The 22,568-nt window shown below is 35.6% G+C and carries 19 protein-coding genes and 1 pseudogene; 14 read left to right on the plus strand and 6 right to left on the minus strand.

Annotated elements, in window-relative coordinates:
* Nucleotides 1-62 precede the first annotated feature (62 nt).
* Nucleotides 63-527 (plus strand): Hsp20/alpha crystallin family protein, encoded by a 465-nt coding sequence (locus tag ACICP9_RS00470; protein ID WP_395497966.1) that lies wholly within the window; start codon nt 63-65, stop codon nt 525-527.
* A gap of 56 nt (nt 528-583) precedes the next feature.
* Here ACICP9_RS00470 and ACICP9_RS00475 read toward each other — a convergent pair whose 3' ends face one another.
* A complete protein-coding gene (locus tag ACICP9_RS00475) occupies nt 584-1,174 on the minus strand; it encodes a uracil-DNA glycosylase family protein (RefSeq protein ID WP_395497968.1) in 591 nt (196 codons plus the stop codon).
* A gap of 89 nt (nt 1,175-1,263) precedes the next feature.
* Between ACICP9_RS00475 and ACICP9_RS00480 the strand changes: the two genes are divergently transcribed.
* From ACICP9_RS00480 to tilS, 4 genes are all read left to right on the plus strand, one after another.
* Nucleotides 1,264-1,560 (plus strand): PA3496 family putative envelope integrity protein, encoded by a 297-nt coding sequence (locus ACICP9_RS00480; RefSeq protein ID WP_071661983.1) that lies wholly within the window; start codon nt 1,264-1,266, stop codon nt 1,558-1,560.
* A 2-nt stretch (nt 1,561-1,562) separates the two neighbouring features.
* A complete protein-coding gene (locus ACICP9_RS00485) occupies nt 1,563-2,510 on the plus strand; it encodes an acetyl-CoA carboxylase carboxyltransferase subunit alpha (RefSeq protein ID WP_071661984.1) in 948 nt (315 codons plus the stop codon).
* Between the two features lie 39 nt (nt 2,511-2,549).
* Nucleotides 2,550-3,149, plus strand: a complete 600-nt coding sequence (pnuC, locus tag ACICP9_RS00490; protein ID WP_395497971.1) for a nicotinamide riboside transporter PnuC — start codon at nt 2,550-2,552, stop codon at nt 3,147-3,149.
* A 91-nt stretch (nt 3,150-3,240) separates the two neighbouring features.
* Nucleotides 3,241-4,578, plus strand: coding sequence for a tRNA lysidine(34) synthetase TilS (gene tilS / locus ACICP9_RS00495; RefSeq protein WP_071661986.1), 1,338 nt, complete (start codon nt 3,241-3,243; stop codon nt 4,576-4,578).
* Nucleotides 4,579-4,674: 96 nt separating this feature from the next.
* Here the strand turns inward: tilS and ACICP9_RS00500 are convergent, their stop codons facing one another.
* A complete protein-coding gene (locus ACICP9_RS00500) occupies nt 4,675-5,904 on the minus strand; it encodes a Do family serine endopeptidase (protein WP_395497974.1) in 1,230 nt (409 codons plus the stop codon).
* A gap of 216 nt (nt 5,905-6,120) precedes the next feature.
* On the opposite strand from ACICP9_RS00500, the gene coq7 reads away from it, so the two are divergent.
* The 3 genes from coq7 to ACICP9_RS00515 are packed head-to-tail and all read left to right on the plus strand — an operon-like array spanning nt 6,121 to nt 8,782.
* The gene (coq7, locus tag ACICP9_RS00505; protein ID WP_071661988.1) at nt 6,121-6,762 is read left to right on the plus strand and encodes a 2-polyprenyl-3-methyl-6-methoxy-1,4-benzoquinone monooxygenase; all 642 of its coding nucleotides are present in this window, start codon (nt 6,121-6,123) and stop codon (nt 6,760-6,762) included.
* 16 nt (nt 6,763-6,778) lie between these two features.
* A complete protein-coding gene (locus ACICP9_RS00510; RefSeq protein WP_395497976.1) occupies nt 6,779-7,900 on the plus strand; it encodes a mechanosensitive ion channel family protein in 1,122 nt (373 codons plus the stop codon).
* Between the two features lie 18 nt (nt 7,901-7,918).
* Nucleotides 7,919-8,782: a Rossmann-like and DUF2520 domain-containing protein gene (locus tag ACICP9_RS00515; RefSeq protein WP_395497978.1), complete on the plus strand. Its 864-nt coding sequence runs from the start codon at nt 7,919-7,921 to the stop codon at nt 8,780-8,782.
* Between the two features lie 9 nt (nt 8,783-8,791).
* On the opposite strand, the gene rpsT is transcribed toward ACICP9_RS00515, so the two are convergent.
* Both rpsT and mrdA read right to left on the minus strand, forming a co-directional pair.
* Nucleotides 8,792-9,070, minus strand: coding sequence for a 30S ribosomal protein S20 (gene rpsT, locus ACICP9_RS00520; RefSeq protein ID WP_071662027.1), 279 nt, complete (start codon nt 9,068-9,070; stop codon nt 8,792-8,794).
* Nucleotides 9,071-9,195: 125 nt separating this feature from the next.
* Nucleotides 9,196-11,295 (minus strand): penicillin-binding protein 2, encoded by a 2,100-nt coding sequence (mrdA, locus tag ACICP9_RS00525; protein WP_395497980.1) that lies wholly within the window; start codon nt 11,293-11,295, stop codon nt 9,196-9,198.
* A gap of 241 nt (nt 11,296-11,536) precedes the next feature.
* On the opposite strand from mrdA, the gene hemL reads away from it, so the two are divergent.
* Both hemL and ACICP9_RS00535 read left to right on the plus strand, forming a co-directional pair.
* On the plus strand, nt 11,537-12,841 hold the full coding sequence (gene hemL / locus ACICP9_RS00530; RefSeq protein WP_071661991.1) for a glutamate-1-semialdehyde 2,1-aminomutase: 1,305 nt from the start codon (nt 11,537-11,539) through the stop codon (nt 12,839-12,841).
* Nucleotides 12,842-12,975: 134 nt separating this feature from the next.
* Nucleotides 12,976-16,680, plus strand: a complete 3,705-nt coding sequence (locus tag ACICP9_RS00535) for a hypothetical protein (protein ID WP_395497982.1) — start codon at nt 12,976-12,978, stop codon at nt 16,678-16,680.
* Here ACICP9_RS00535 and ACICP9_RS00540 read toward each other — a convergent pair whose 3' ends face one another.
* Nucleotides 16,681-18,003 carry a M16 family metallopeptidase gene (locus tag ACICP9_RS00540; protein WP_395497984.1) on the minus strand — a complete coding sequence of 441 codons (1,323 nt, stop codon included), beginning with the start codon at nt 18,001-18,003 and terminating at the stop codon, nt 16,681-16,683.
* Nucleotides 17,993-19,366 carry a M16 family metallopeptidase gene (locus ACICP9_RS00545; RefSeq protein ID WP_395497986.1) on the minus strand — a complete coding sequence of 458 codons (1,374 nt, stop codon included), beginning with the start codon at nt 19,364-19,366 and terminating at the stop codon, nt 17,993-17,995. Before ACICP9_RS00545 ends, ACICP9_RS00540 begins: the two co-directional genes overlap by 11 nt.
* 282 nt (nt 19,367-19,648) lie before the next feature.
* Here ACICP9_RS00545 and ACICP9_RS00550 point away from each other — a divergent pair, with 282 nt between their 5' ends.
* From ACICP9_RS00550 to ACICP9_RS00565, 4 genes and pseudogenes are all read left to right on the plus strand, one after another.
* Nucleotides 19,649-19,903 (plus strand): exodeoxyribonuclease VII small subunit, encoded by a 255-nt coding sequence (locus tag ACICP9_RS00550; RefSeq protein WP_071661995.1) that lies wholly within the window; start codon nt 19,649-19,651, stop codon nt 19,901-19,903.
* Nucleotides 19,903-20,775: a polyprenyl synthetase family protein gene (locus ACICP9_RS00555; RefSeq protein ID WP_395497989.1), complete on the plus strand. Its 873-nt coding sequence runs from the start codon at nt 19,903-19,905 to the stop codon at nt 20,773-20,775. The genes ACICP9_RS00550 and ACICP9_RS00555 overlap by 1 nt, the downstream gene beginning before the upstream one ends.
* 176 nt (nt 20,776-20,951) lie before the next feature.
* A complete protein-coding gene (locus ACICP9_RS00560; RefSeq protein ID WP_395498953.1) occupies nt 20,952-21,500 on the plus strand; it encodes a peroxiredoxin in 549 nt (182 codons plus the stop codon).
* 140 nt (nt 21,501-21,640) lie between these two features.
* Nucleotides 21,641-22,521: pseudogene (locus tag ACICP9_RS00565) on the plus strand (bifunctional methionine sulfoxide reductase B/A protein).
* Nucleotides 22,522-22,568 lie beyond the last annotated feature (47 nt).

The raw sequence follows: 22,568 nt of genomic DNA on the forward strand, positions 1-22,568 counted from the left end.
AACTGATCAAATGCGTCTTTTTGAGTTAAACTAATAGTTTAAAAATAGGAAGGGAGTAACTTATGTCAAATATTATACGGCACCGATCACCTTCTTTATTACACCAATTACACCGCTTGTCACAAGAGTGGGATCAACTCTTTGACCCCAGTCATCAACTCATTGAAGATAGTTCCATGGTTGAAACCAGCCGTTGGGCGCCTGCCGTGGATATCAAAGAAGAACCTGCTCGTTTTGTGCTCTTTGCAGATATTCCAGGAGTTGATCCAAAAGATATAGAAATTTCTATGGAAAGTGGTATTTTGACAATTAAGGGTGAAAGAGTAGCGACTCATCCCGAAGAGAAGGAAGGATATACACGAATTGAGCGATCAAAAGGTAGTTTTTACCGCCGCTTTGCTTTGCCTGATACTGCAGACGCCGATAAGATAACTGCTGAAGGAAAACAGGGCGTACTTAGAATCATTATCCCTAAAAGTGAAAAGGCAGCGGCTAAAAAAATAAAGGTGGAGGATAAAAAAGATTAATTTTTTATCGCCAACTATGAATTAGGTAAAGAATTCGTGTATAAGCTAATAATCTCTTAGGGAGTTATACTTAATATTGTAGAACATGTTATACGTAAGGCGGGGAGAATGAATTTCTCAAACCATGGATTTCTTTTTAACCAAATATTATTGCGTGGTGATGGATGTGGTAGTGGAAAATAGGTGGGTAAATAATCTGCGAAAGAAGCGACGGTTTGGGTTAAATTTGTTTTAGCCTGTTTACCTAAATAATGTTGTTGTGCATACTGGCCAATTAGTAAGGTCAGTTGAATGTTCGGCAGACCAGCTAAAAGTTTAGCTAACCATAAGCTTGCACATTCTTTTCGCGGAGGTAAATCGCCTGAAGGGCCCGTCCCAGGATAACAGAAACCCATGGGAATGATGGCAATTTGATTAATATCATAAAATGTTTTTTTATCGAGATTTGTCCAATGCCGTAAACGATCCCCGCTAGGATCGTTCCAAGGAATTCCCGTGTTATGTACGCGAATTCCTGGTGCTTGACCAACGATAAGTAAACGACTTAGATGATGTGCTTGTAATACAGGTCTGGGGTTTAAAGGTAAGTGATTGGCACAGAGTCGACATTCACGAATGTTTTTGATTAGAGGTAAAAGTTTATTCATAACAGGATGGAGGTTCTACTTGCCAAATGGGTATTACACCCACTAAAGTAAGCGCTGAAATAGGCTGCTTTATTTAATAGGTAGGATCTATGGAGTATAAAGAAACAGAGGCTTTATTAGAAGAAGATGATGGTGATGGAAGTAGTGATACTGAATTATCACCTGACATCTTAGACATTGAAGATGAAGAATTAGATACATGGCCTGAAGAATTGGCCTTAGATGCATTGAATAAGAAAACAAAAGTCTCGCCCGTTCGGTTTTCACTTGAAAAGCGCCGAGCTATTGAAGATTATTTAGAGCAACGACGATTACGTGAAGAATTCGATTATGAGTTTGAAAATGAACCTTCATCAGAAACTTCAGATGCAACAAAAAGTGAGTAGCTATGCACTTTAAGTTTTTGGATTTTGAACAGCCTATCGCAGAGCTCGGAGCCAAAATAGAAGAGCTACGTAAGTTAGGTAACGATGCCGAGCTTAATGTCAATGAAGAAATTAAACGCTTAGAGCAAAAAAAAATAGAATTAACCGAGTCTATTTTTCAGTCATTAAATGCCTGGCAAATAGTTCAGTTAGCGCGACATCCACAAAGACCCTATTTTTCGGATTACGTCAATAGAATTTTTTCTGATTTTGATGAGCTACATGGAGATAGAGAGTTTTCAGATGATTCTTCAATTATCGGTGGCGTGGCTAATTTAGCGGAACAACCCGTCGTTATTATTGGTCAACAGAAGGGTCGCTCCACGAATGAAAAAGTCCAACGTAATTTTGGAATGCCTAAGCCAGAAGGTTATCGTAAAACAATGCGGTTAATGGAATTAGCGGAGCGATTTAAATTACCTATTTTGACCTTTATTGATACCCCAGGAGCTTATCCTGGAATTGACGCCGAAGAACGTAACCAAAGTGGTGCAATTGCACAAAACTTACAGCGGATGTCTCAGCTGAAGACGCCTATTATTTCTACCATAATTGGAGAAGGTGGGTCAGGCGGGGCTTTAGCTATTGGAGTCGCCGATCGAATTTTAATGTTGCAATACAGTGTTTATTCAGTTATTTCACCAGAGGGATGTGCTTCTATTCTATGGAAAAGTGCTGAAAAAGCTTCTGAGGCGGCGGAAGCGATGGCTATGAATGCCGATCGTTTATATGAACTCAAACTGATAGATGCAGTGATTCAAGAACCTTTAGGTGGCGCTCATACTGATTTTGATGAGATGGCTAATCGACTAAAGGATGAACTTGTTAAACAACTAACACAGCTCCAGTATTTTTCTATGGAAAAATTACTCGAACTGCGTTTTAGCAAAATTTTAGCTGTAGGTACTTAGCTCTGAGATAAATCTAGTTTCTATTAATTGATTAAAATAATGAAACTTTTATATATTGAAGTAATAGCGTTTCTATCGGGTATAGTCAATATTTATCTTTTAACTCGCTGTAGTTTATGGAATTGGTTTTTCGGAATCATTACGGTTTCTTTATATGCCATCATTTTTTTTCGTACCAAGTTGTATGCCGATATGGGTCTACAGGGAGTTTTTTTAATTTTTCAGTTTTATGGACTTTATCAATGGTGTTATGGTAATCGTGGAAAGAAACCCATAGCGATGCAAATAATGCATTATTCTAAGGGTTTGTCTTTAGTGCTAGCCGCGATTGTTTTATTTGTCAGTATTAGTTTTATTCTAAAACACAATACCGATTCTACGACTATTTATGCCGATACCACGATTACTACGTTAAGCTTGATTGCTCAATGGATGATGAGTAAGAAATATTTACATCATTGGGTTTTATGGATAGTGATTGATTTTATTTCTATAGGTTTGTATATCAGCAAAAACTTATATTTAACCTCCCTACTTTATTCAGTATTTCTTCTGCTGTGTATCAAGGGCTATTATCGATGGAGAGAAACTTTAATTAACTCGATATTGCCTAATTCCATCGCGGTTAAATCTGGCTAAAATCATCCTTGAGCCCACTTTTTTCATATTGGTTTAATTATTTTCGAACTTAGACTTTACAGATCCTAGGCAAATTTTGTAAGGTTAACTTATGTTTACGCACGAAAAACTCCAATTTTTATTAAAACAATACCCTGCATCTATTTGTTTTTGGATAGCCTATAGCGGCGGCTTGGATTCGCAAGTTTTACTCTATGCATTAAATCGCTTATTACCCACAAAACGTTTACGAGTTATTCATATCAATCATGGTTGGCATGTTGACTCAATAAAATGGGCGAATGTTTGCCGGCATACTTGTGAAAAACTAGGTGTTTATTGTGAAATCATCCCTGTGGATACGCATCCTAAATCAGGTGAAAGCCCAGAGGCATACGCCCGAGAAGTTCGCTATAGTGCTATAGCAAAAAGAATTCGACCAGGAGACTTTTTATTGACGGCTCATCACCGTAATGATCAAGCAGAAACTTTATTATTACAATTAGTTCGTGGCTCAGGTCTTAAAGGTTTAGTGAGTATGCCATTTTGTCAGAGGTTTGCAAAAGGTTATCTAATACGACCTTTGCTAGATTTTACCCGTACAGAACTTTATGAGTACGCTCAAAAGCATCATTTAACTTGGATAGAAGATGATAGCAATAGAGATTTACGTTTTAATCGTAATTTTATTCGTCATCAAGTGCTACCAGTTATTCAGCAACGTTGGCCTCAAGCAGACAAAACTATCGCAAGAGCCGCTGCAAATTTGGCAGAAGCGCATTCTCTGCTTGATGAGGTAGCCCACCAAGATTGGAGTATGGTTCAAGGGTCTGCACCTAATGTATTAATTATTTCTAGTTTGATGAAGTTAAGTGCTATACGTCGAAGTAATCTTTTGCGTTATTGGTTGCAGCAGTTACATTTTTCTTTACCTAGCCAAAAGCAATTAAAACAAATTGATATTTTACTAAAAAGTAGAGTGGATGCATCTCCTCAAGTTAATTGGAAAAATATTCAGTTACGTCGATACCGTGATAGTTTATATGTCTTAACTTTACTAGAAAACGAAAAAAATTTTATTTTTCAAGGTGTTACTCCATGGGAGTTGAGTCAGACACTGATATTACCAACATTAGATCAACTAACTACAAGGCAAGTTTTAGGGGTAGGATTGAACTATTCTTTACTCATAGAAGGACAAGTCGATGTGACTTTTCGGCAAGGAGGAGAACGGTTCTATGCAAGCAATCGTCAAGGTTCCCATCCGTTGAAAAAATTATTTCAAGAATGGGGAGTTCCTCCTTGGGAGCGTAATAGGGTGCCTTTAATTTACTATCGAAAGGAATTAATTGCTGTGGCTGGATATGGTATAAACCCTCATTTTGCAGCAAAGCAAAATGAGTTGGGTTTCGTTATTGAACTGATTCCAAAATCTTCTGACACAGCATGACCAAAATTGTCTAAAGGCGTAAACAAAGCAACAAGTATTCTATACTTCTAATGAATTGATCAGTGATTAAAATAATCAATTTGAACTAAAAGCTTCTTATTTAATCACTACAAATCTAAAGCCACCGCTGGATAATACGTTAACTAAAAGTTCGTGTTTACTTTGCTTAGCGATATCTTGTAGTTGAGCAACATTAGTTACAGCTATTTGATTAGCCGAGGTTATGACGTTTCCAGGACGGATACCGGCATGCCAGGCCATACTATTTTCATCGGTATCAACGACTTCTACACCGATCAAATGACCTTGACCTGTAATCGTTTGATTTAAGTCACGTAATACTAATCCATAGAGAAAGGGGTTATTATGTTCAGCGACTTTTTTAGAATCTTTAGGATCAGTCAAGTTTACTACTGTATTGATAGTTTTTCCTTTGCGCAATAGCTTGATAGTAATTTTATCTCCAACTCTGAGCATCCCGACGATATTTTTTACTTGTCCACCGTTATGGATGGGTGTACCGTTAATTGATTGAATGATATCACCGGTTTGAATGCCTGCTTTTTCAGCGGGTGAGTAATTAGGAACTTGAGAGACTAATGCACCGTTGGTGTCAGGCGAAATATGCAATGCGGTAGCTAATGCGGGTGTTAAATCTTGTACTAGAACACCCATTAAGCCTCGTTTTACCGAACCATATTCAGCTAATTGTTTCATAACGCCATGCGCCATGTTAATAGGTATAGCAAAACCAATCCCAATATTTCCTGGATTTGAGCCTGGCGCCAATATGGCCGTATTAATACCCATTAATTGGCCTTGTAAGTTAATTAAAGCACCACCCGAGTTTCCTGGATTAATGGGAGCATCCGTCTGGATAAAATTCTCATAACCCTCTATTCCTAATCCTGTGCGCTGTAATGCGCTAACTATACCTGAAGTGACTGTTTGATTGAGGCCGAAAGGATTACCAATAGCGGCTACAAAATCACCTACTTTTAAATTATCAGAATTTCCTAGAGGAATAGCCGTTAGATGATCAGGGGTGATGGTAAGTAAAGCGATATCAGAAGCAGGATCTGATCCTTTAAGTGTTGCTTTAAAAACGCGACCATCACTTAAAGTAACGGTGATGGTTTTAGCCTCGCGAATAACATGTGCATTAGTTAAAATATAGCCTGCTTTTGCGTCTACAATAACGCCTGAACCCATGCTTTCAAAATGCCGTGGATAAGGACGCCCTGGTACAGGAGGGGGTAATTGATTAGGAGGAATATCTCCTTGAACAGAAACATTCACGACTGCTGGGAGTATAGGTTGTAACATCTGAGAGATGCTATTCTTGTTCATTTGATGAGCTAAGCTAAAGGGCCAGCCTGCGTAGCTTAAGGGGCAAAAGCCAATTATAAGTAAAGAACTGAATAATAATTGGTATAATAATTTCTTCATAGATTTGCGATGTCAAATGAGTAGCCGCTAAGCTTAACGTATTTTTTGGTTTTGTTGCAATTATCGATTATTATACACTCTAAAGGTTATTTAATGCGCGATTATTCTTTTTGGGATCAATTAATTTTACAGTTTGATGAAGCTTTAGGATCCATACCACTGCTCTCTGCGGCTACTCGGCCTAATCCGGCTGAAAATTTATTGATACAAGATAATGTTTTAAGTAAAAAAGAAAATCAACTTTCAGGCAGCTTGATGCGGATAAATCATGTAGGTGAAGTTTGTGCCCAAGCGCTCTATACCGGGCAAGCATTGACTGCCCGTTCCAAAATCATTAAACAAAAATTAAAAAAAGCGGCCGGAGAGGAGGTCGATCACCTCAATTGGTGCCGGCAGCGTATCCATGAATTAGATACCCATGTTAGTTATTTGAATCCATTTTGGTATATCAGTGCTTTGTTAATGGGTTTGATTGCCGGCTTGTGGGGCGATAGGGTAAGCTTGGGGTTTTTAGCTGAAACAGAACATCAAGTAGAAAGGCATTTGTATAAGCATTTACAGAAACTGCCATTACAGGATAAAAAAAGTCGGATTATTGTCGAGCAAATGCGCAAAGAGGAACTAGAACATGCCCTGACAGCTGAGTATGCTGGAGCTATTCCCTTACCGATTGTAATTCAATGGAGTATGCAAGGGTTGGCTAAATTTATGTCTATAATCGCGTATCGAATTTGATTCTAACTTCGGAAAAATGGTGAATTTTCTGCAAACACTCTTTAGAGCTTTATTACAATTTTGTATACTGAAAGCATTAATTATTCTTGTAGTAACAGCTATTCTTTGTTTCTTACTGCCTATTTTCTATCAAAGATACGAGCGACGTTTAAACAGTAAATCACCTATTTTAAGCGTTGCATTACTAGAGTCTATTTATAAACCCTTAATGGTATTGATTGCTATTATGGGCATAATCTATGCGTTGGAATCACTGTGTATCGCTTGGAAAGGGTTGAGTGTTGAGCAATTACATTTAATTCGAAATTTAACTTTCACAGGTTTATTTGCATGGTTTTTATGGCGTTTTGTTTCTGTTGCAAAAGAAGCTTTTCTGCAAACTTATAAAAATAAAACTCCGAATAAAGCCATTGATAAAACCCTAGTTCATGGCTTGAGTCAGATTGCGAAGCTATCCATTATTATTTTAACTGCTTTATCTGTATTTCAAATTTTTGGCTTTAGTATGGCGGGGATCTTAGCTTTTGGTGGTATGGGAGGAGTCGTCATAGGATTTGCCGCTAAAGATCTTTTGGCCAACTTATTTGGTAGTTTTATGTTGTTTTTAGATAGGCCTTTTGTGATAGGCGATCAAATCAGCTTACCGGCACTTAAAGTGGAAGGCGCCGTCGAAGAAATAGGTTGGCGAGTTTGCAGGTTACGAACCCCTGATTGTCGGCCTGTGTATATTCCAAATGCTTTATTTTTAAATTTAGTGGTCGAAAATCGATCAAGAATGAAATTTAGAAGATTTTATTGTCGAATTAGCTTACGTTACCAGGATTTAATGAAAGTTCCAGCTATTTTAGAGGATATGCAGTCAATATTAAAAGACAATACATCTATTGATAAAAATAAGTCCATTACCGTAAACCTTAGTGAATTGGGTAATACTTCTCTTAATTTAGTAGTGATAGCCTATACCGATATTGTTAGTGGCGCAGATTTTTTAAAGCTTCAACAAGCATTATTTTTAGAATTGTTAGCCTGTATTCAGCAGCACGGCGCTGAATGGTCTTTTCCTAGTCATAATGTTTATTTAAACAAAGAAGGTAATCAGTTGCTTAGTTCTCAAAGTCAAAATGATAAAAACAATTAAACTAAGTTATTTGGCTAAATGAAATTAAAACTTAGTATCATCGGTTGTGGTCGCCTAGGAAAAACTTTGGCTACCTTGTTCCTTAAGACAGAGCTTGTTTCTATTCAAGATATCATTAATTTCAGTATCGCTAGTAGTAAAAAGGCAGTTGCTTTTTTAGGGGAGGGTAGAATTTGTCATACCCTAAAGCAACTTAAACCCGCTGATATTTATTTAATTGCTACACCTGATGATTGTATTGAATTTATAGCGCAGCAAATAACTCAGCAAAATATATTAAAACAAGGTGATGTGGTTTTTCATTGCAGTGGTTTGGTCTCTTCTGAATCCTTGTATTCTGCAGCTCGTTTAGGTTGTTACACAGCGAGCTTGCACCCAATTTTTAGTTTTTCTGATCCAGTAATAGATGTAAAAAACTTTAGAGGAACGTATTTTGCATTTGAAGGGAGTAAAGAGGCATTTGATCGGCTGCTACCATTACTTAGCGCCATAGAAGGAAAGGTATTCGCAATTGAAAAAAAAAATAAGCCGATTTATCATGCTGCCAGCGTATTTTCCTCTAACTATCTAGTTACCTTATTGGCTATGGCAAAGGATTGTTATTCCAGAGCCGGATTACCGGATAAACTTGCTGAAAATCTTACGCTAGCGCTGATGTCTCAGGCCTTAGACAAAGCACAAAGACTAAAGCCTAAACAAGCACTGACAGGGCCTCTGCAACGAGGAGATATAGTGACTTTAAAAGAACATCTATCTGCGCTGAAATCTTTTCCTGAATTAAAATATATTTATAAAAGTTTGGGAAAAGCTACATTAGCATTAACTAGGCATGACAAAAACCTAAAAAAATCATTAACGCAGCTTTTTATATCTGATATCTGAATGAGGATTTTAGGCAGTAACAGTATTTGTTAATTTGCGAATTCTAGCTAACAAACGACTCTTATGTCTTGCGGCTTTGTTTTTGTGGATGAAACCTTTATCAGCCATGCGATCAATAATGGGTGAAGCGACTCGGTAGGCCTCATCGGCTTCCATTGCTTTTCCATTCTCAATAGCGACAACAACACGTTTAATATAGGTCCGCATCATGGAGCGATAGCCGGTATTATGCTGGCGGTGTTTTTCTGCTTGTCGAACCCGTTTTTTTGCTTGTTTTGTATTGGCCAATGGACAACCTCCTGAAATAACAACAAACGAACTTACAATTAATAAATTTAGCGTAAGCCTGAATAAATAGGGGCCAATCATGCCCTTATAGAGGCTATTTGTCAATCAAGAGTGAATTTAATGGATTACTCTTCTATTGAGTTATCATGATCCTCTCTATCTTGAATATCTTGGTGTTTATCAGACTGAGTGGAGAGAGTGTCTTCTTCCATTTCGTTGTTATCTTCATCCTCTTCGGCTTCCAATTTATTGGTATTAGGTTGCTTTAGAGTATCAGAAGCCTCTGGGGAATTCGATAGATTTTTAGACGGCTCATCTAATTGATTATTCTTTGGTTTTTTTTCAGGAACAATAATCGGAAGAGCTTGTTGAGAAGTAATAGTTGGTATGGGTGAAGGGAGTATTAAATAATAGTCTAAAAGTTTGCGTGCGATTTGAGGAGCTGGAGTAACGCTATTCTGGATAACAATAGCAAGAGCAATAGTAGGTTTTTCAACGGGAGCAAAAGCAATAAATAATGAGTTATCGCGCAGCTTAGCAGCGATTGTTTTGGTATCATAACGCTCATCGTTTTTTAAACTATATACTTGCGCTGTTCCTGTTTTACCTGCCAAGGTATAGGGAACACCCGGAAAGAAACGTTCGGCTGTTCCACCTGGCGCATTCACAACATGTTGCATAGCTGTACGGATAAAGCCTAAAATATCTTGAGGTAAATTGATTGGTTCTAAATGTTGTGGTTTAGTTAAGGTGATTGTTCCGTCCCCCTTGCGCCAGCTTAATACGACATGAGGTTTCCAACGATCTCCCCATTCAGCGAGAGCACTGACTGCGAAGGCAAGCTGTAGCGGTGTTACTAATAGATAACCTTGGCCTATGCCGCAATTTAATGTATCTCCAGCATACCAGGGAGTGTGATAGAATTTTTCTTTCCATTCAGGATTAGGTAAAACTCCACTCCCTTCATCAGGAAGATCAATATCAGTTAGAGCTCCGAATCCAAATCGTTTTAGGCTAGTATAAATCCGACGTATACCCATACGTAGACTCAGATTATAAAAATATATATCGGAAGAAACAGTCAGCGCTTTGAGTAAATTGACATCACCATAAGCATGACGACGAAAATTATGATAAATCCGCCCTCTGCCATTAATTTGAAACTCCCCAGCATCATGAATGGTAAAGGTGGGAGTTACCACATTTTCTAGAAGAGCCCCCGTACTGATGAAAGGTTTTATGGTAGATCCGGGATGGTAAGCCCCACGTAGGGCACGGTTATAGAGCGGATTTCCAGGTTCATTTTGTAATAATTCGTAATCATGTTGTCGAATTCCGCTCACAAATAGATTGGGGTCAAAAGTAGGATTGCTTACAAAGGCTAAAACTTCACCATTACGAGGATCCAAAGCGACTATAGCTCCTTTTTGGCTGCCTAATACATGTTGTGCTAATTTTTGCAAACCACTATCGATGGTTAAGGTAATACTTCTTCCTGCAATGGGTCGGGTTTGTTTTAATATACGCACGATTTGGCCGTGTACATTCGTTTCTACTTGCTGGTAACCGACTGCACCATGTAGCTGTGCTTCATAATATTTCTCTACGCCTGTTTTTCCAATGAAATTACTTGCACTATAATTCACCGGGTCTAAGGTTTGTAATTCTTTTTCATTAATTCTCCCCATATAACCCACTATTGCCGCAAAAGGAGCTCCCTGAGGGTAATAACGTATCATTTGTGCTTGTATCGCAACACCGGGAAAACGATATCTTTCTAGAGAAAATTTAGCTACTTCTTCTTCATTTAATTTTAAGCGTAGGGGTACAGGTTCAAAACGATGATGTAAATGCCTTTGACGGTTAAACTGTTTTAAATCCTCTGCGTCTATTTTTATAAAAGAGCTTAATTGTTGAATAGTCGCATCTATATTTTTTACCAAATCAGGTGTAATAACAAGATTAAAAATAGGTTTATTTTCTGCCAGTAATACACCCTTTCTATCATAAATTAAGCCGCGATTGGGCTCTATTGAGACTAGGCCAAGCTGATTTTGACGGGCTAAGGTGGTATAAAGTTTATGCTGAAAGACTTGTAAATAGACTAACCTGCTTAGCAAGAGGATGCTTAGAATCAATATCCCAATAAGAATAGCGATAGCTCTACGCTTAAATAATTTATGCTCTTGAAGAGTGTTTTTAAATGTATTAATTGACTTAAGCATAATATTAGATTGTGCCTTAGTTAAATGCTGAGTAACAGCATGGTCCTGTCCCTGTTACACTCAAATGGGTCGTAATTGGTTATTACCCATTTAAAACGCTTGTAAGTCTTATGATGGCATTTTTGCTTTGGTTTATCGTTTACAATCAAGTAGATTGCTGCCCGGTATAAAAAATTTTATTAACATTTAATTTTTCTGAGTATATAAAAAAGTAAAGATTTAAGACAGGTCTAAGTTAAATATGGTTTCTTCACATGAGTTATTTAGTAAGGCTAAGCAGTTTATTCCAGGAGGGGTTAATTCTCCGGTGCGCTCGTTTAGTGCAGTGGGTGGTGATCCGATATTCTTTTCACATGGGAAAGGTGCTTACTTATTTGATGTTCAAGGTCAGTCCTATATCGATTATGTGGGGTCCTGGGGCGCGTTAATTCTTGGGCATGCTCCAGAAAAAATAGTATCCGCTGTAGAGCAAGCTGCTAGACGAGGTTTAAGTTTCGGTGCTCCAACACCCGGAGAGATTGACTTAGCAGAAAAAATTTCCAATTTAATGCCTAATTTAGCAAAAGTCCGTTTAATGAACTCAGGTACTGAAGCGACCATGACAGCGATACGGCTTGCCCGAGGATTTACTGGTCGCGATAAAATCCTTAAATTTAATGGGTGCTATCATGGCCATGTGGATGCACTGTTGGTAAAAGCAGGTTCAGGATTAGCCAGTTTTGGTATACCTGATAGTGCGGGTATACCGAAAGAAGTGGCGCAACAAACCTTGAGTGTTGACTTTAATAATCTTGAGCAAGTTACACAAATGTTTATGCATTATGGTAAGGAAATTGCTGCCGTCATCGTAGAGCCTATCGCAGCTAATATGAATTGTGTTTTACCACTGTCTGGTTTTTTAGAAGGATTACGTGAATTATGTGATTACTATGGAAGCTTACTCATTTTTGATGAAGTGATATCAGGTTTTAGGGTATCTTTAGGTGGTGCACAAGCAATCTATCAAGTGAAGCCCGATTTAACTACGCTAGGTAAAATTATTGGCGGTGGTTTACCAGTGGGCGCCTTAGGCGGTCGATCTGAAATTATGGATTGTTTGGCTCCACAAGGAAAAGTTTATCAAGCTGGCACTTTATCAGGTAATCCAATTGCAGTGGCAGCAGGTCTTGCTACTTTAGAAGTAGTCAGCCAACCAGAATTCTATGCTGAATTAAATTTTATAAACGAAAAACTAGTATCTGGATTATTAGCGCTTGCTAAAGAGGCCAACATTTGTTTTCAAGCCCACCATGTCGGAGGATTATTCGGGTTTCTTTTTACTCAAGAGATTGGAATCTATAATTACCAACAAGTAAAATCAGCCAATCAGCTCCTTTTCAAAGAATTTTTCCACAGAATGCTTGCTGAAGGTATTTATTTTTCACCCTCTGCTTTTGAATCAGGTTTTATATCCAGTCTACATGGAAGTCAGGAGATAAATTTTACGTTAGCAGCGGCAGAAAAAGTATTTGCTAAGCTAAAAGAACAAAATTTAATTCCCGCCTAATTTTCTATTCCACTCAGTTAACTTAAGTTTTTTTATAAAAATTCTCTTATTCTTCATTGTCTAGTATAATTTATAGTTAGCTAGAGTTTGGACATAAAAATTAATCAAAATTTATTGGAAAATAAGAAATGCTAATGGAAGAAGTGCACGCTATCACAAATACCGAAGATGAAAATAGGAGTGTACTTCACAATCTGGCTTTGCCTATTTCTTATTCTTTATCAAAAGAATTACATGATAATTCAGCTGAATTATTATTATTAGAAAAAAAAATTATATTAGGAAATAACTTATTAGCTAAGGTTAATGATCAAGCGTTAATATTAAAATTAAAGAAAGAGAGAAGAAAATTTCAAGAGAAAAAAACAGAACTAACTACTTTAATTGAAAAACTGAAATTTATTATTGGCTCTATAAAAGATTTTACTTTATTCTTTATTTTTATCGGAAGATTTTATACGCTGACAATTGAAAAATTAAATTTTGAACAGCGTGCCAAGAAAATTTCTTTAAAATTAATTTACGACTTAAAAAAAGAAGAGCAGAATTTATATAATGAATATGTTGAAGGAGATTGCTTTACTAAAGTATTAGAAGTCTTATCTTTTGAATCTTATCAATGTTATTTCCAGGAATATACCAAAAATTTTTTTGGTAATATCCCAAATTACAGTGATCGCTATGTCAATGCGCTTTTAATCATAAAAGCCATGTTTTCTATGTGCGCTTCTTTTAGAGTAGATCAATTTGATTTAACTAATGTCAAAATTTTTTTATCCAACCATATACCGCACGCGGTTGCTTTGCCAAACCATAATTATGAGTTAGTTGCATTGCGCTGCTTTTTTTTCTATGAAATTGTAAAAGAATATCTTAAGTTAAAATTAGTAAAAAATAATCTGAGTAATTTGAAAAAATCGATTAGTTTGGAATTAAACATAATCAATTATAAATCACAAAACAAAAAGGTGCTTATAATGGGGTTATATAATTTGCAAGAATCTTTAAGCAAGATTGAAGAAAAATATAGTAATTTTCTAAAAAAAAAACCAGAAGATAATGAATCAGACATTAATGAATCGTTAGCTTTTTTTAAGATAATAGTCGATGACATTCAGTTGCTTAATACAAAAACAAAAAATTTAATTCAAGATAAATATGCTAAGTTGAATAAAATGTGTAACCTTTTAGTAATCATTACGCATGAGAATTACCTGCCTAAATTTTTAGAAGTATTTAATATTAAAATAGGGAATGATTTTTTATTAAATGAAATAAAAGGATCAGAAAATATAGAGACAAATAAAGAAGCGCTTAATCATTTATTTCATGCTATCTGTAGAGATGAATTTTATATCCCATTAAGCAAAAGAGTTAATTTATTTATTAACCAAATGACCGAAACTTATTGCAAAGCCGATATTTCAGTGCTTGAAAGTATAGAGTTGGAAGACTTAATAGAATTTAGCTTTTATTATATTTTTACTTTGGCTTATATGAATTTTAATGATCGTTTGAAAGGAACTAACACTAAATTGCTTTATGCTCAAATGGTTGCTTTTAATAGGTTTATCAATATTAAATTTGAATCCTTAGAAGTATTAGAAAAAAGAAAAAATGAAAAAATAAGTAAATTTTTAGAAAAAAACTTTAAAAATAAAGAAAACTACTTTCATCATAAAGAAAATATTCTTGAAGAAATCAAATTAAACTTAGAAATGATACAAAATATTAAAAGTATCTTGTCTGATGCCAAATCGCTAGAAACGGCTCTTATCCCCAAGTTAGAGTCAGATTTAATTCCGATGCCTGAAGCAAATACGCTAATTAATTTTTTAAAAAAATTAGAAAAAAAACAAAAAACTTGTGAAGCTGAGTATCAAAAAATAGAAAAGCACCTGTTCTTTGATAAATCTAAAACTAAAAAAATAATTAAAAAAAGTAATGAAGTTTATTCAGAGAAGGATAAGGGAGTAGAAGAGAATAAAATGATTGAATTTTTTTCAGAACCATTAATTTATTTGTCTAGAAATTTGATGGAAATTTTAAAAAATATAAATATAAAAGAGAACCTCCAAGATATAAATCAATTTTGCCAGAAACTTTCTTCTGCTATGGGGCAACTCTCCTCATCTATAAATAAGCTTATATTAAGTATGGGTAAGTGGAATTATATTTATAAAACACACCATTTAACCGATCTAAGTTTACCTGAACTATTAAAATTGATAGATGAAATTATAATTAAGGAAGCTTTAACAAAAAGTAGAGGCCATAAAAAGAAATTGTTTCAATTAAAAGAGTTGCTTAATACGTCATGTTTATCGACAGAACTTCTTATTGATCAAGTTAACCCAATAATTAATAAATATCATAATTTAAATACGGAAGCCAAAAAATTTTTAAGTATGCTTCCTGTTTCTTTTATCGATGATCACAAAAATTTTAAACTCTTGTCTAAATCAATGATTAAAAAAGTAAAACGTAATATTAAGGAATATAAACAATTAAAAGAACAATCAAATTGTCTGGTAAAATTAATTCGATTAATTAAGTGCGAAATGGATGATCGAGCAATTAGATTATATGCCATCATCGTAGAAGCCGATGACTATCAAAGAACCTATAAATTTTTTGAAAAACTGTCTAGCAAAACTTTTAACCATTCAAAACAGATTCTTTCTGTTGTTAAACAAAGAAGTTCTGAGGATACGGATAAAAAAGTTGCCTTACCTCAGCCGAGCCAGTTAATGAATGCAACTAAAGAAATAACGATTGAAAGCTTGGGTGAAGCGCAAGTGGAATCTAATTATACTGCTAATGGAAATAGAGAACTCGAGCTTAATGAAGATTTGCTCAACAACCAAGAACCATTAAACGTTGAAAAAAAATTGATAGAAGAAGAGATCTTCATTGATGCTTCTTTAAATAATCGTTCTAATAATTCGGGTTTGCCTGATATGACTTTACTACAAGACTATGAAGCTTGGAATTTTGAATTTGAAAAATGGAAAAACGATAAAAATGCTCAACTATACAAGCTTTTTCATATTATTGAAAATTGTTCGAAAACAGTTTTAATGAGTAGCGCAAATGCATTTTTAAAATATTTGTCTTTACATCAGAATGATCTTATTGAAAAAAATGACGAACTAAACAAACGTAAAAATCAAATAAGTTCTTTTTTTAACGATCCGGCTAAAAATAAACTATTTATAAGTTATTTGACTCAATACTTAAACTGGTTCGACGAAATCTTTCAGCGGATTATCGTTTGTAGGACACTGATTTTGCAGAATGAGCAAAATCCTGAAATTCAAGAATCTCCTCGTTTACCTAGTTCCTTCGCTAACAATAGAGCAGAGTTTAATAATTTATTAACTTTTTATTTAGGGGCTACTGATAAATACAATAAGTTTCGAGATAATTTAATTAATGAAGAAAAAGAATTAAATAATTTGAATCGAAATTTTATTAAACAAATACTTAGCCTAGGATCGCTTGATGAAATGGAAGAAGATAATGTATTATCTGGCTTCAGTAAACAATTAGATAGGGTCAATCAATTAAAACTAGCAATAGAACAAGAATTTGAAACTAAACAGAAAATCAAAGAGAAATTATCGTTGATTGCAAGCCCTGAAATTGTTAAGTTTTATTTAAGTCGTATTGATCCATGCGATGCAGACAGCTTAAAAACTGTAGGATCGGATTTGTTTCCCCCACAATTCCCTGCAATAGCAAGTTGTGGTCCGTCTACATTTTATTATTTGCCTCCATCTGCTGTTGGTCCCATTGATGGAGCTCAGTCATACAGTCAAATATTTTACACGATGTAATTATTTCTTCCCTAGCGTAATGACAATCATTTTTTTTGGTTTAATCCTTTGGAATGCCTGCTTAATTTGCCCTAAATTTACAGAATTAATATTTTGTTGGTAGGTGTCTAAGTAATTCAATGGTAATTGATAAAAACCTATCTTTTCTGTAGCCGCTAAAATGCCTTCATTACTAGTGATCGAAAGTGGAAAGCTGCCGACAAGAGCTCGTTTGGCTTCTTGCAAATTTTGCGAAGTGGGACCTTTAACAAGAAAGTTTTTTAAAGTTTGTTCAGTCAAAGAAAGTGCTTTAGCCGCTTGATCGCAGCGTGTTTGTAGCACAATTAAGAAAGGGCCAGCGGCTTGTAATGGCTTGAATCCACTATTTATGCCATAACATAAACCTCGTTTATTTCTAACCTCATTAAAAAGTTTTGAGGTAAGTATGCCACCACCTAAAATTTGGTTACCTACAACCAGTGGAAAATAGTCAGGATCTTTTATAGCAATACCGATTTGACCTAAAAAAATAGTTGTTTGTTTGGATGGATAAAGAACTTTTATGATGTGACTTTTTAAGTGAGGAGATAAAGGTGCATTGACAGGGATAGAGGCTTTTCCTTGTGCCAACGCACCTGAAAGTTGTTCGGCAATATTCATTGCTTTTGCTTTAGTTACATTTCCTACGATAGCGATGACGCCATTTTTTGCAACATAATGGCGATGGTAAAATTTTAATAATTTTTCTTGGGATATTTGCTTAATATTTGTTGTAGTTCCTAATATAGGTGAGGCATAAGGATGAAGACCATATAAAGCTTGGTAGAAGATTTTAGCGGCAATTGCACGCGGTGTTTGCGCTTCTTGTTGTAGAGAGATTAGAATTTGTTTTTTAATCCTATTGATAGCCGTTTTAGGGAAAGTCGCATCCTTAAGTAAGCCAGAAAAAGTGCTTAATGCTGAGTTGAAGAATTGTGGAGCGCTGAGTGAGCGTAGATTTAAGACGGTCATATCTTGGTTAACACCTGCATTATAATGAGCTCCGACGGCTTCAAATCGGTTAGCAATTTGATCAGCGTTTAAATTTTGAGTCCCCTGGTCTAACATTTGTGCAGTAAATTGAGCAATCCCTGGTGAATCATGATCTTGAGCAGAGCCAGCATGAAATAAGACACCGATATCTATAATAGGTAGTTCTTTTTTAGCAACGAAATAAACCGGCATACCATTTTTTGTAGACCAGTGTTCAATTTTTAGAATAAAGTGTGGGGTTTCTGCTTGCGTAGTGCCAATAATAAATATCGATAAAAAAGTCAAAAAATAAAAGTAAAATTTAATGCGCATGTATCGATCCTATCATTGATAAAGAATTGGGATTACTTGAATTGATGGGTAAAGGCAGTAAGTAAGCGATAGTCAAATGAGAAGCGAGCAAATATTTATTGGCAACAGTTTGTATTTGACGTGGTGTAATAGCGTTAATATGTTTTAAGTAATCTCGTTCTATTTGCCAGGGCAAGTTAATTGCAGCTAAACTTCCAAGTTCATACGCTTGTGCAGTTATAGAATCTTCTCGATATATTTTGTCAGCAGCTATTTGGGCTTTTGCGCGTTTCAATTCTTCACTATTAACACTAAAAGTTTGTAACTGTTTGATTTGCTTTAATAAACTTAATTCAAGTTCAGATAAAGTATGTCCAGTCGTTGGTGTGGCTTGCAACAAAAATAAATTATTTAGACGACTGACAGGGTTATAAAATGCGTTAGCATTGGCAGCAATTTGTTGCCCTCTAATAAGATTTTTCGCAAAACGAGCACTATTACCACCTGATAATAAGGTTGTAATAAGATCTAAAACGTAAGGATCTTGACTATTTAAACCTTCCTTAATGACTGGCACTGGATAAGCCATGACCAGCCAAGCTAACTGAGCAGGGGTTTGTATGATGAGGCGCTTTTCTCCTAATGGGGGAATAGCTTTTTCTGGTTTTATTTTCGGGAGAGGGAGGGGTTTTAAATTAGAAAAATAAGTTTGTGCTAATTGATAAACTTGGTTGGGTTTTACATCTCCTACGACAACTAGTATGGCATTATTAGGTGCATACCAGGTTTCATACCATTTTCGTAAATCTTCAACGGTCATATTTTGTAGATCGCTTTTCCAGCCGATGACAGGATGATGATAAGAGCTTGCAACAAAAGCGGCAGCATTAAGACGTTCTAATAAAATTTCTTGGGGATTATCATCGACACGCATACGTCTTTCTTCCATTACAACCTGAATTTCTTTAAGAAAATCTTGTGGGCGTAATGATAAATTGCGCATTCTATCGGCTTCTAATTCAAAACTAATCGCTAATTTGTCAGCAGAAAATTTTTGATAATATGCAGTAAAATCTGAATCGGTGAAGGCATTTTGTTCTCCTCCATTTTCCGAGACAATTTTTTCTAGCATACCCGGTCCAAATTTTTTGGTTCCGCGAAACATCATATGTTCTAAAGCATGTGAAATACCAGTTATTCCATTAGGTTCATAACTGCTTCCAACTTTATACCAGATCTCTGAAATAACTACAGGGGCTCGATGATCCTCTTTAACTAGCAAAGTTATTCCATTTTTTAAGTGATATTCATGTACATCCTCTGCCAAGCTTAACGGAGATAAAAATATTAAACCTAAATAAACTAAAATTTTTTTAAAAAACATCGATTAATTTCCTAGAGAACTATGTTGCTCGTGTTCCTGATTTTCATGCCTGCCTAAGCTATATAGGGCTTACCTAACATGAGGACGAGTGGTTTCCTCTTGAGAATATCCGTACAAGACGAAGTATTTCAAGCGGCTTGTTTGAATTTAATAAATATGGTAACAATTATTAGCATTATTTGACATCACTTTATGGGGCTTTCATAATCATTAGATTATTTCTTAATTTAAAAAGTCTGGGCCTGATTTCTATTTAATCGCAGGTAAAACGAGGTTACTTTTATGTCAAAGACAAAAAAAAATACAGTTTTTCAATTCGAAAAAGGTTTAGAAGAGCTTGAAAAAATTGTTGAACAAATGGAGTGCGGTAACTCGACGTTAGAAGCTTCTCTTGAGCAATTTAGCCGAGCGGTGAGCTTATTAAAAGACTGTCAATTGACTTTAAAAAAAGCTGAGCAACGCGTGCAAATTTTAGTAAATACAGATACCAACCAGAAAAAGGAACTGTTACCTTTTCAAGCAGAAGAATTAGTCTAGTGAGCATAGAGCCTAACTTTGTAAGCTATCAGGAACGGGTTAATGGATTATTGACGCATTGTTTGTCAAATCCTCCTCCACTATCAAAACCCTTATACGATGCGATGTATTATGGAGTTTTAAAAGGTGGGAAACGTTTAAGACCTTTATTTGTTTATACGTTAGGAATGGCTTTAGGATTATCGTTGCAGGATTTAGATCATACAGCTTGTGCAATTGAATTGATTCATGCTTATTCATTAATTCATGATGATCTGCCTAGTATGGACAATGATGATTGGCGACGTGGAGAGCCTAGCTGCCATAAACAATTTGGTGAGGCTATGGCTTTGTTGGCAGGCGATGCGTTACAAGCATTAGCTTTTGATGTGCTTCTTAAGGCGCCATTCCAATCACCTAAAATCGTAAAAATGCTTAGTGTGTTGTCAAAAGCAATTGGATCATGGGGAATGGTGGCTGGGCAAGCGATGGATTTTACTGGCTCAAGCAGTGTCAATAAATCGGATGCTGAAAACATTCATTCTTTAAAAACGGGAGCATTATTCGGAGCCACTTTTCAGTTACCCGCCATAATCGCTAACCTGCCTCAGGATGATTATTTAACCCTAACGAAAGTGGGTAATAGAATAGGTTTGGCTTTCCAAATTCAAGATGATATCTGCGATAATGAAAATATTCATTTTTGGAAGGACCCTCTCGAGAGAGAAAACCATCTAAAAGGACTTAAAGACCAAATTTTAGCTGATTTAGTTTCTATTTTACCTTCCTGCAGAGAAAAAAATTCCTCTCTTATACAGTTGATAAAGATTTTGTTTATTGATAAAACGATTGACAATAACTATCAACTTGATAGAAAAAAATCATTTCTTTAATAGAGATGAGGCTGTTATAATCGGCTAGTAGCTTCAAATAGCTAGATGTACACAGTAAATAACGGATTTATTGCTTACCTAATTCTTCCTAGAAGCTGCTATCAACTAGATGCTTGCGAAAACTAAATTGTAGGCATTCTCACTAAATGAAATGAGAGGAAAATAACGATATGTCAATGCTGAAAGTAGGTGATAAATTACCTGAATTTAAGCTCACAGCTACCGTTGATATTGATATCAACAAGGCTTTTACTGAGATTACTCATGCTTCTTACCCTGGTAAGTGGCTAGTACTGTTTTTCTGGCCTAAAGATTTCACCTTTGTATGCCCTACTGAAATAGTGGCATTTAACGATCTCAATGCTAAATTTAAAGAGAGTAATGCTGTATTATTAGGGGGTAGCACGGATAATGAATTTGTGCACCGTGCTTGGCGACAGTATAACGATGAATTACGGGATCTTTCATTCCCTATGTTGAGTGATATTAAACGTGAATTATGCAGTAATTTAGGGATATTAGATAAAGATGCAGGTGTTGCACAACGAGCAACGTTTATTATCGATCCAGAAGGTATTATTCGTTTTAATATGGTGACAGATTTGAGCGTTGGACGTAATCCTGAAGAAGTGCTACGTATACTTCATGCTTTACAAGATGGAGGACTCTGTCCTTGTAATTGGCAAAAAGGTCAACGTACTATTAACCTTACTGAAGTTACTTAATTTTACAAAATTAGTTTAACAAATAAACCCGCTTGATTAGCGGGTTTTTTATGTCAAAGATAGATGTAATTGGTATAGTGAAATGATGGACTTTCTCCTATAATCTACCTAATGTGTTATTTAAATTTCTTTGAGATAGTATGAAAAAACTGACTCCAGAAGAAGCGAGGGTTATTTTATTAAAAGGTACTGAGTCTCCGTATTCAGGAAAATATTATCGATTTAATGAAAAAGGAGATTACACCTGTAAACAATGTGGGACATTGCTCTATCGTTCATCAGCTAAATTTGATTCTGGATGTGGTTGGCCCAGTTTTGATGATGAAATATCGGGTGCAATTAAACGGATACCGGATTCTGATGGTCATCGTACTGAAATTACTTGTGCGAAGTGTGGAGCGCATCTTGGCCATGTTTTTCTTGGCGAAAGATTGACACCTAAAAATATTCGACATTGTGTTAACTCTATATCTTTAGAATTTATTCCTGAAAATGCAAGTAAAAAGGAGAAAAAATGAAAGATAAAACTAACCCAAAGACCGAAATAGCTATTTTTGCGGGAGGATGTTTTTGGGGCGTAGAACATTTAATGAAACAACTCCCAGGAGCTATTTCAGTAACGTCTGGATATATTGGCGGTAATACGTCTAACCCGACTTATGAAGAAGTGTGTAATGAAAATACCGGTCATGTTGAGGCAGTGGAAATTATTTTTGATCCTAGCAAAGTAAGTTATGAAACTTTAGCTAAACGGTTTTTTGAAATTCATGACCCCGAACAATTAAACCAACAAGGTCCCGATAAAGGTCCGCAATATCGTTCTGAAATTTTTTATACGACGCCTGAACAAAAGGAAATTGCTTTAAAACTGATTAGTATTTTAAAAGACAAGGGCTTTAAAATTGTTACTAAAGTGACACCGGCAACAAAATTCTGGAAAGCAGAAGATTATCACCAAAACTATTATGAGAAAACTAAAAAAAAACCTTACTGCCATACCTATGTTAAAAAATTTTCATAGTTAGTTTTGACTTAACGAAAAAAGTAGTTAAGTCTCGAATTTTCATA

It is taken from the genome of Rickettsiella endosymbiont of Litargus connexus, assembly GCF_964277335.1.
GTDB classification, from domain to species: Bacteria; Pseudomonadota; Gammaproteobacteria; order Diplorickettsiales; family Diplorickettsiaceae; genus Aquirickettsiella; species Aquirickettsiella isopodorum.

Bases quoted from the DNA above. Each gene is read 5' to 3' on its own strand.
- ACICP9_RS00470 (WP_395497966.1), top strand. From the start codon at position 63: ATGTCAAATATTATACGGCACCGATCACCTTCTTTATTACACCAATTA.
- ACICP9_RS00475 (WP_395497968.1), bottom strand. From the start codon at position 1,174: ATGAATAAACTTTTACCTCTAATCAAAAACATTCGTGAATGTCGACTC.
- ACICP9_RS00480 (WP_071661983.1), top strand. From the start codon at position 1,264: ATGGAGTATAAAGAAACAGAGGCTTTATTAGAAGAAGATGATGGTGAT.
- ACICP9_RS00485 (WP_071661984.1), top strand. From the start codon at position 1,563: ATGCACTTTAAGTTTTTGGATTTTGAACAGCCTATCGCAGAGCTCGGA.
- pnuC (WP_395497971.1), top strand. From the start codon at position 2,550: ATGAAACTTTTATATATTGAAGTAATAGCGTTTCTATCGGGTATAGTC.
- tilS (WP_071661986.1), top strand. From the start codon at position 3,241: ATGTTTACGCACGAAAAACTCCAATTTTTATTAAAACAATACCCTGCA.
- ACICP9_RS00500 (WP_395497974.1), bottom strand. From the start codon at position 5,904: ATGTTACAACCTATACTCCCAGCAGTCGTGAATGTTTCTGTTCAAGGA.
- coq7 (WP_071661988.1), top strand. From the start codon at position 6,121: ATGCGCGATTATTCTTTTTGGGATCAATTAATTTTACAGTTTGATGAA.
- ACICP9_RS00510 (WP_395497976.1), top strand. From the start codon at position 6,779: ATGGTGAATTTTCTGCAAACACTCTTTAGAGCTTTATTACAATTTTGT.
- ACICP9_RS00515 (WP_395497978.1), top strand. From the start codon at position 7,919: ATGAAATTAAAACTTAGTATCATCGGTTGTGGTCGCCTAGGAAAAACT.
- mrdA (WP_395497980.1), bottom strand. From the start codon at position 11,295: ATGCTTAAGTCAATTAATACATTTAAAAACACTCTTCAAGAGCATAAA.
- hemL (WP_071661991.1), top strand. From the start codon at position 11,537: ATGGTTTCTTCACATGAGTTATTTAGTAAGGCTAAGCAGTTTATTCCA.
- ACICP9_RS00535 (WP_395497982.1), top strand. From the start codon at position 12,976: ATGGAAGAAGTGCACGCTATCACAAATACCGAAGATGAAAATAGGAGT.
- ACICP9_RS00540 (WP_395497984.1), bottom strand. From the start codon at position 18,003: ATGCGCATTAAATTTTACTTTTATTTTTTGACTTTTTTATCGATATTT.
- ACICP9_RS00545 (WP_395497986.1), bottom strand. From the start codon at position 19,366: ATGTTTTTTAAAAAAATTTTAGTTTATTTAGGTTTAATATTTTTATCT.
- ACICP9_RS00550 (WP_071661995.1), top strand. From the start codon at position 19,649: ATGTCAAAGACAAAAAAAAATACAGTTTTTCAATTCGAAAAAGGTTTA.
- ACICP9_RS00560 (WP_395498953.1), top strand. From the start codon at position 20,952: ATGCTGAAAGTAGGTGATAAATTACCTGAATTTAAGCTCACAGCTACC.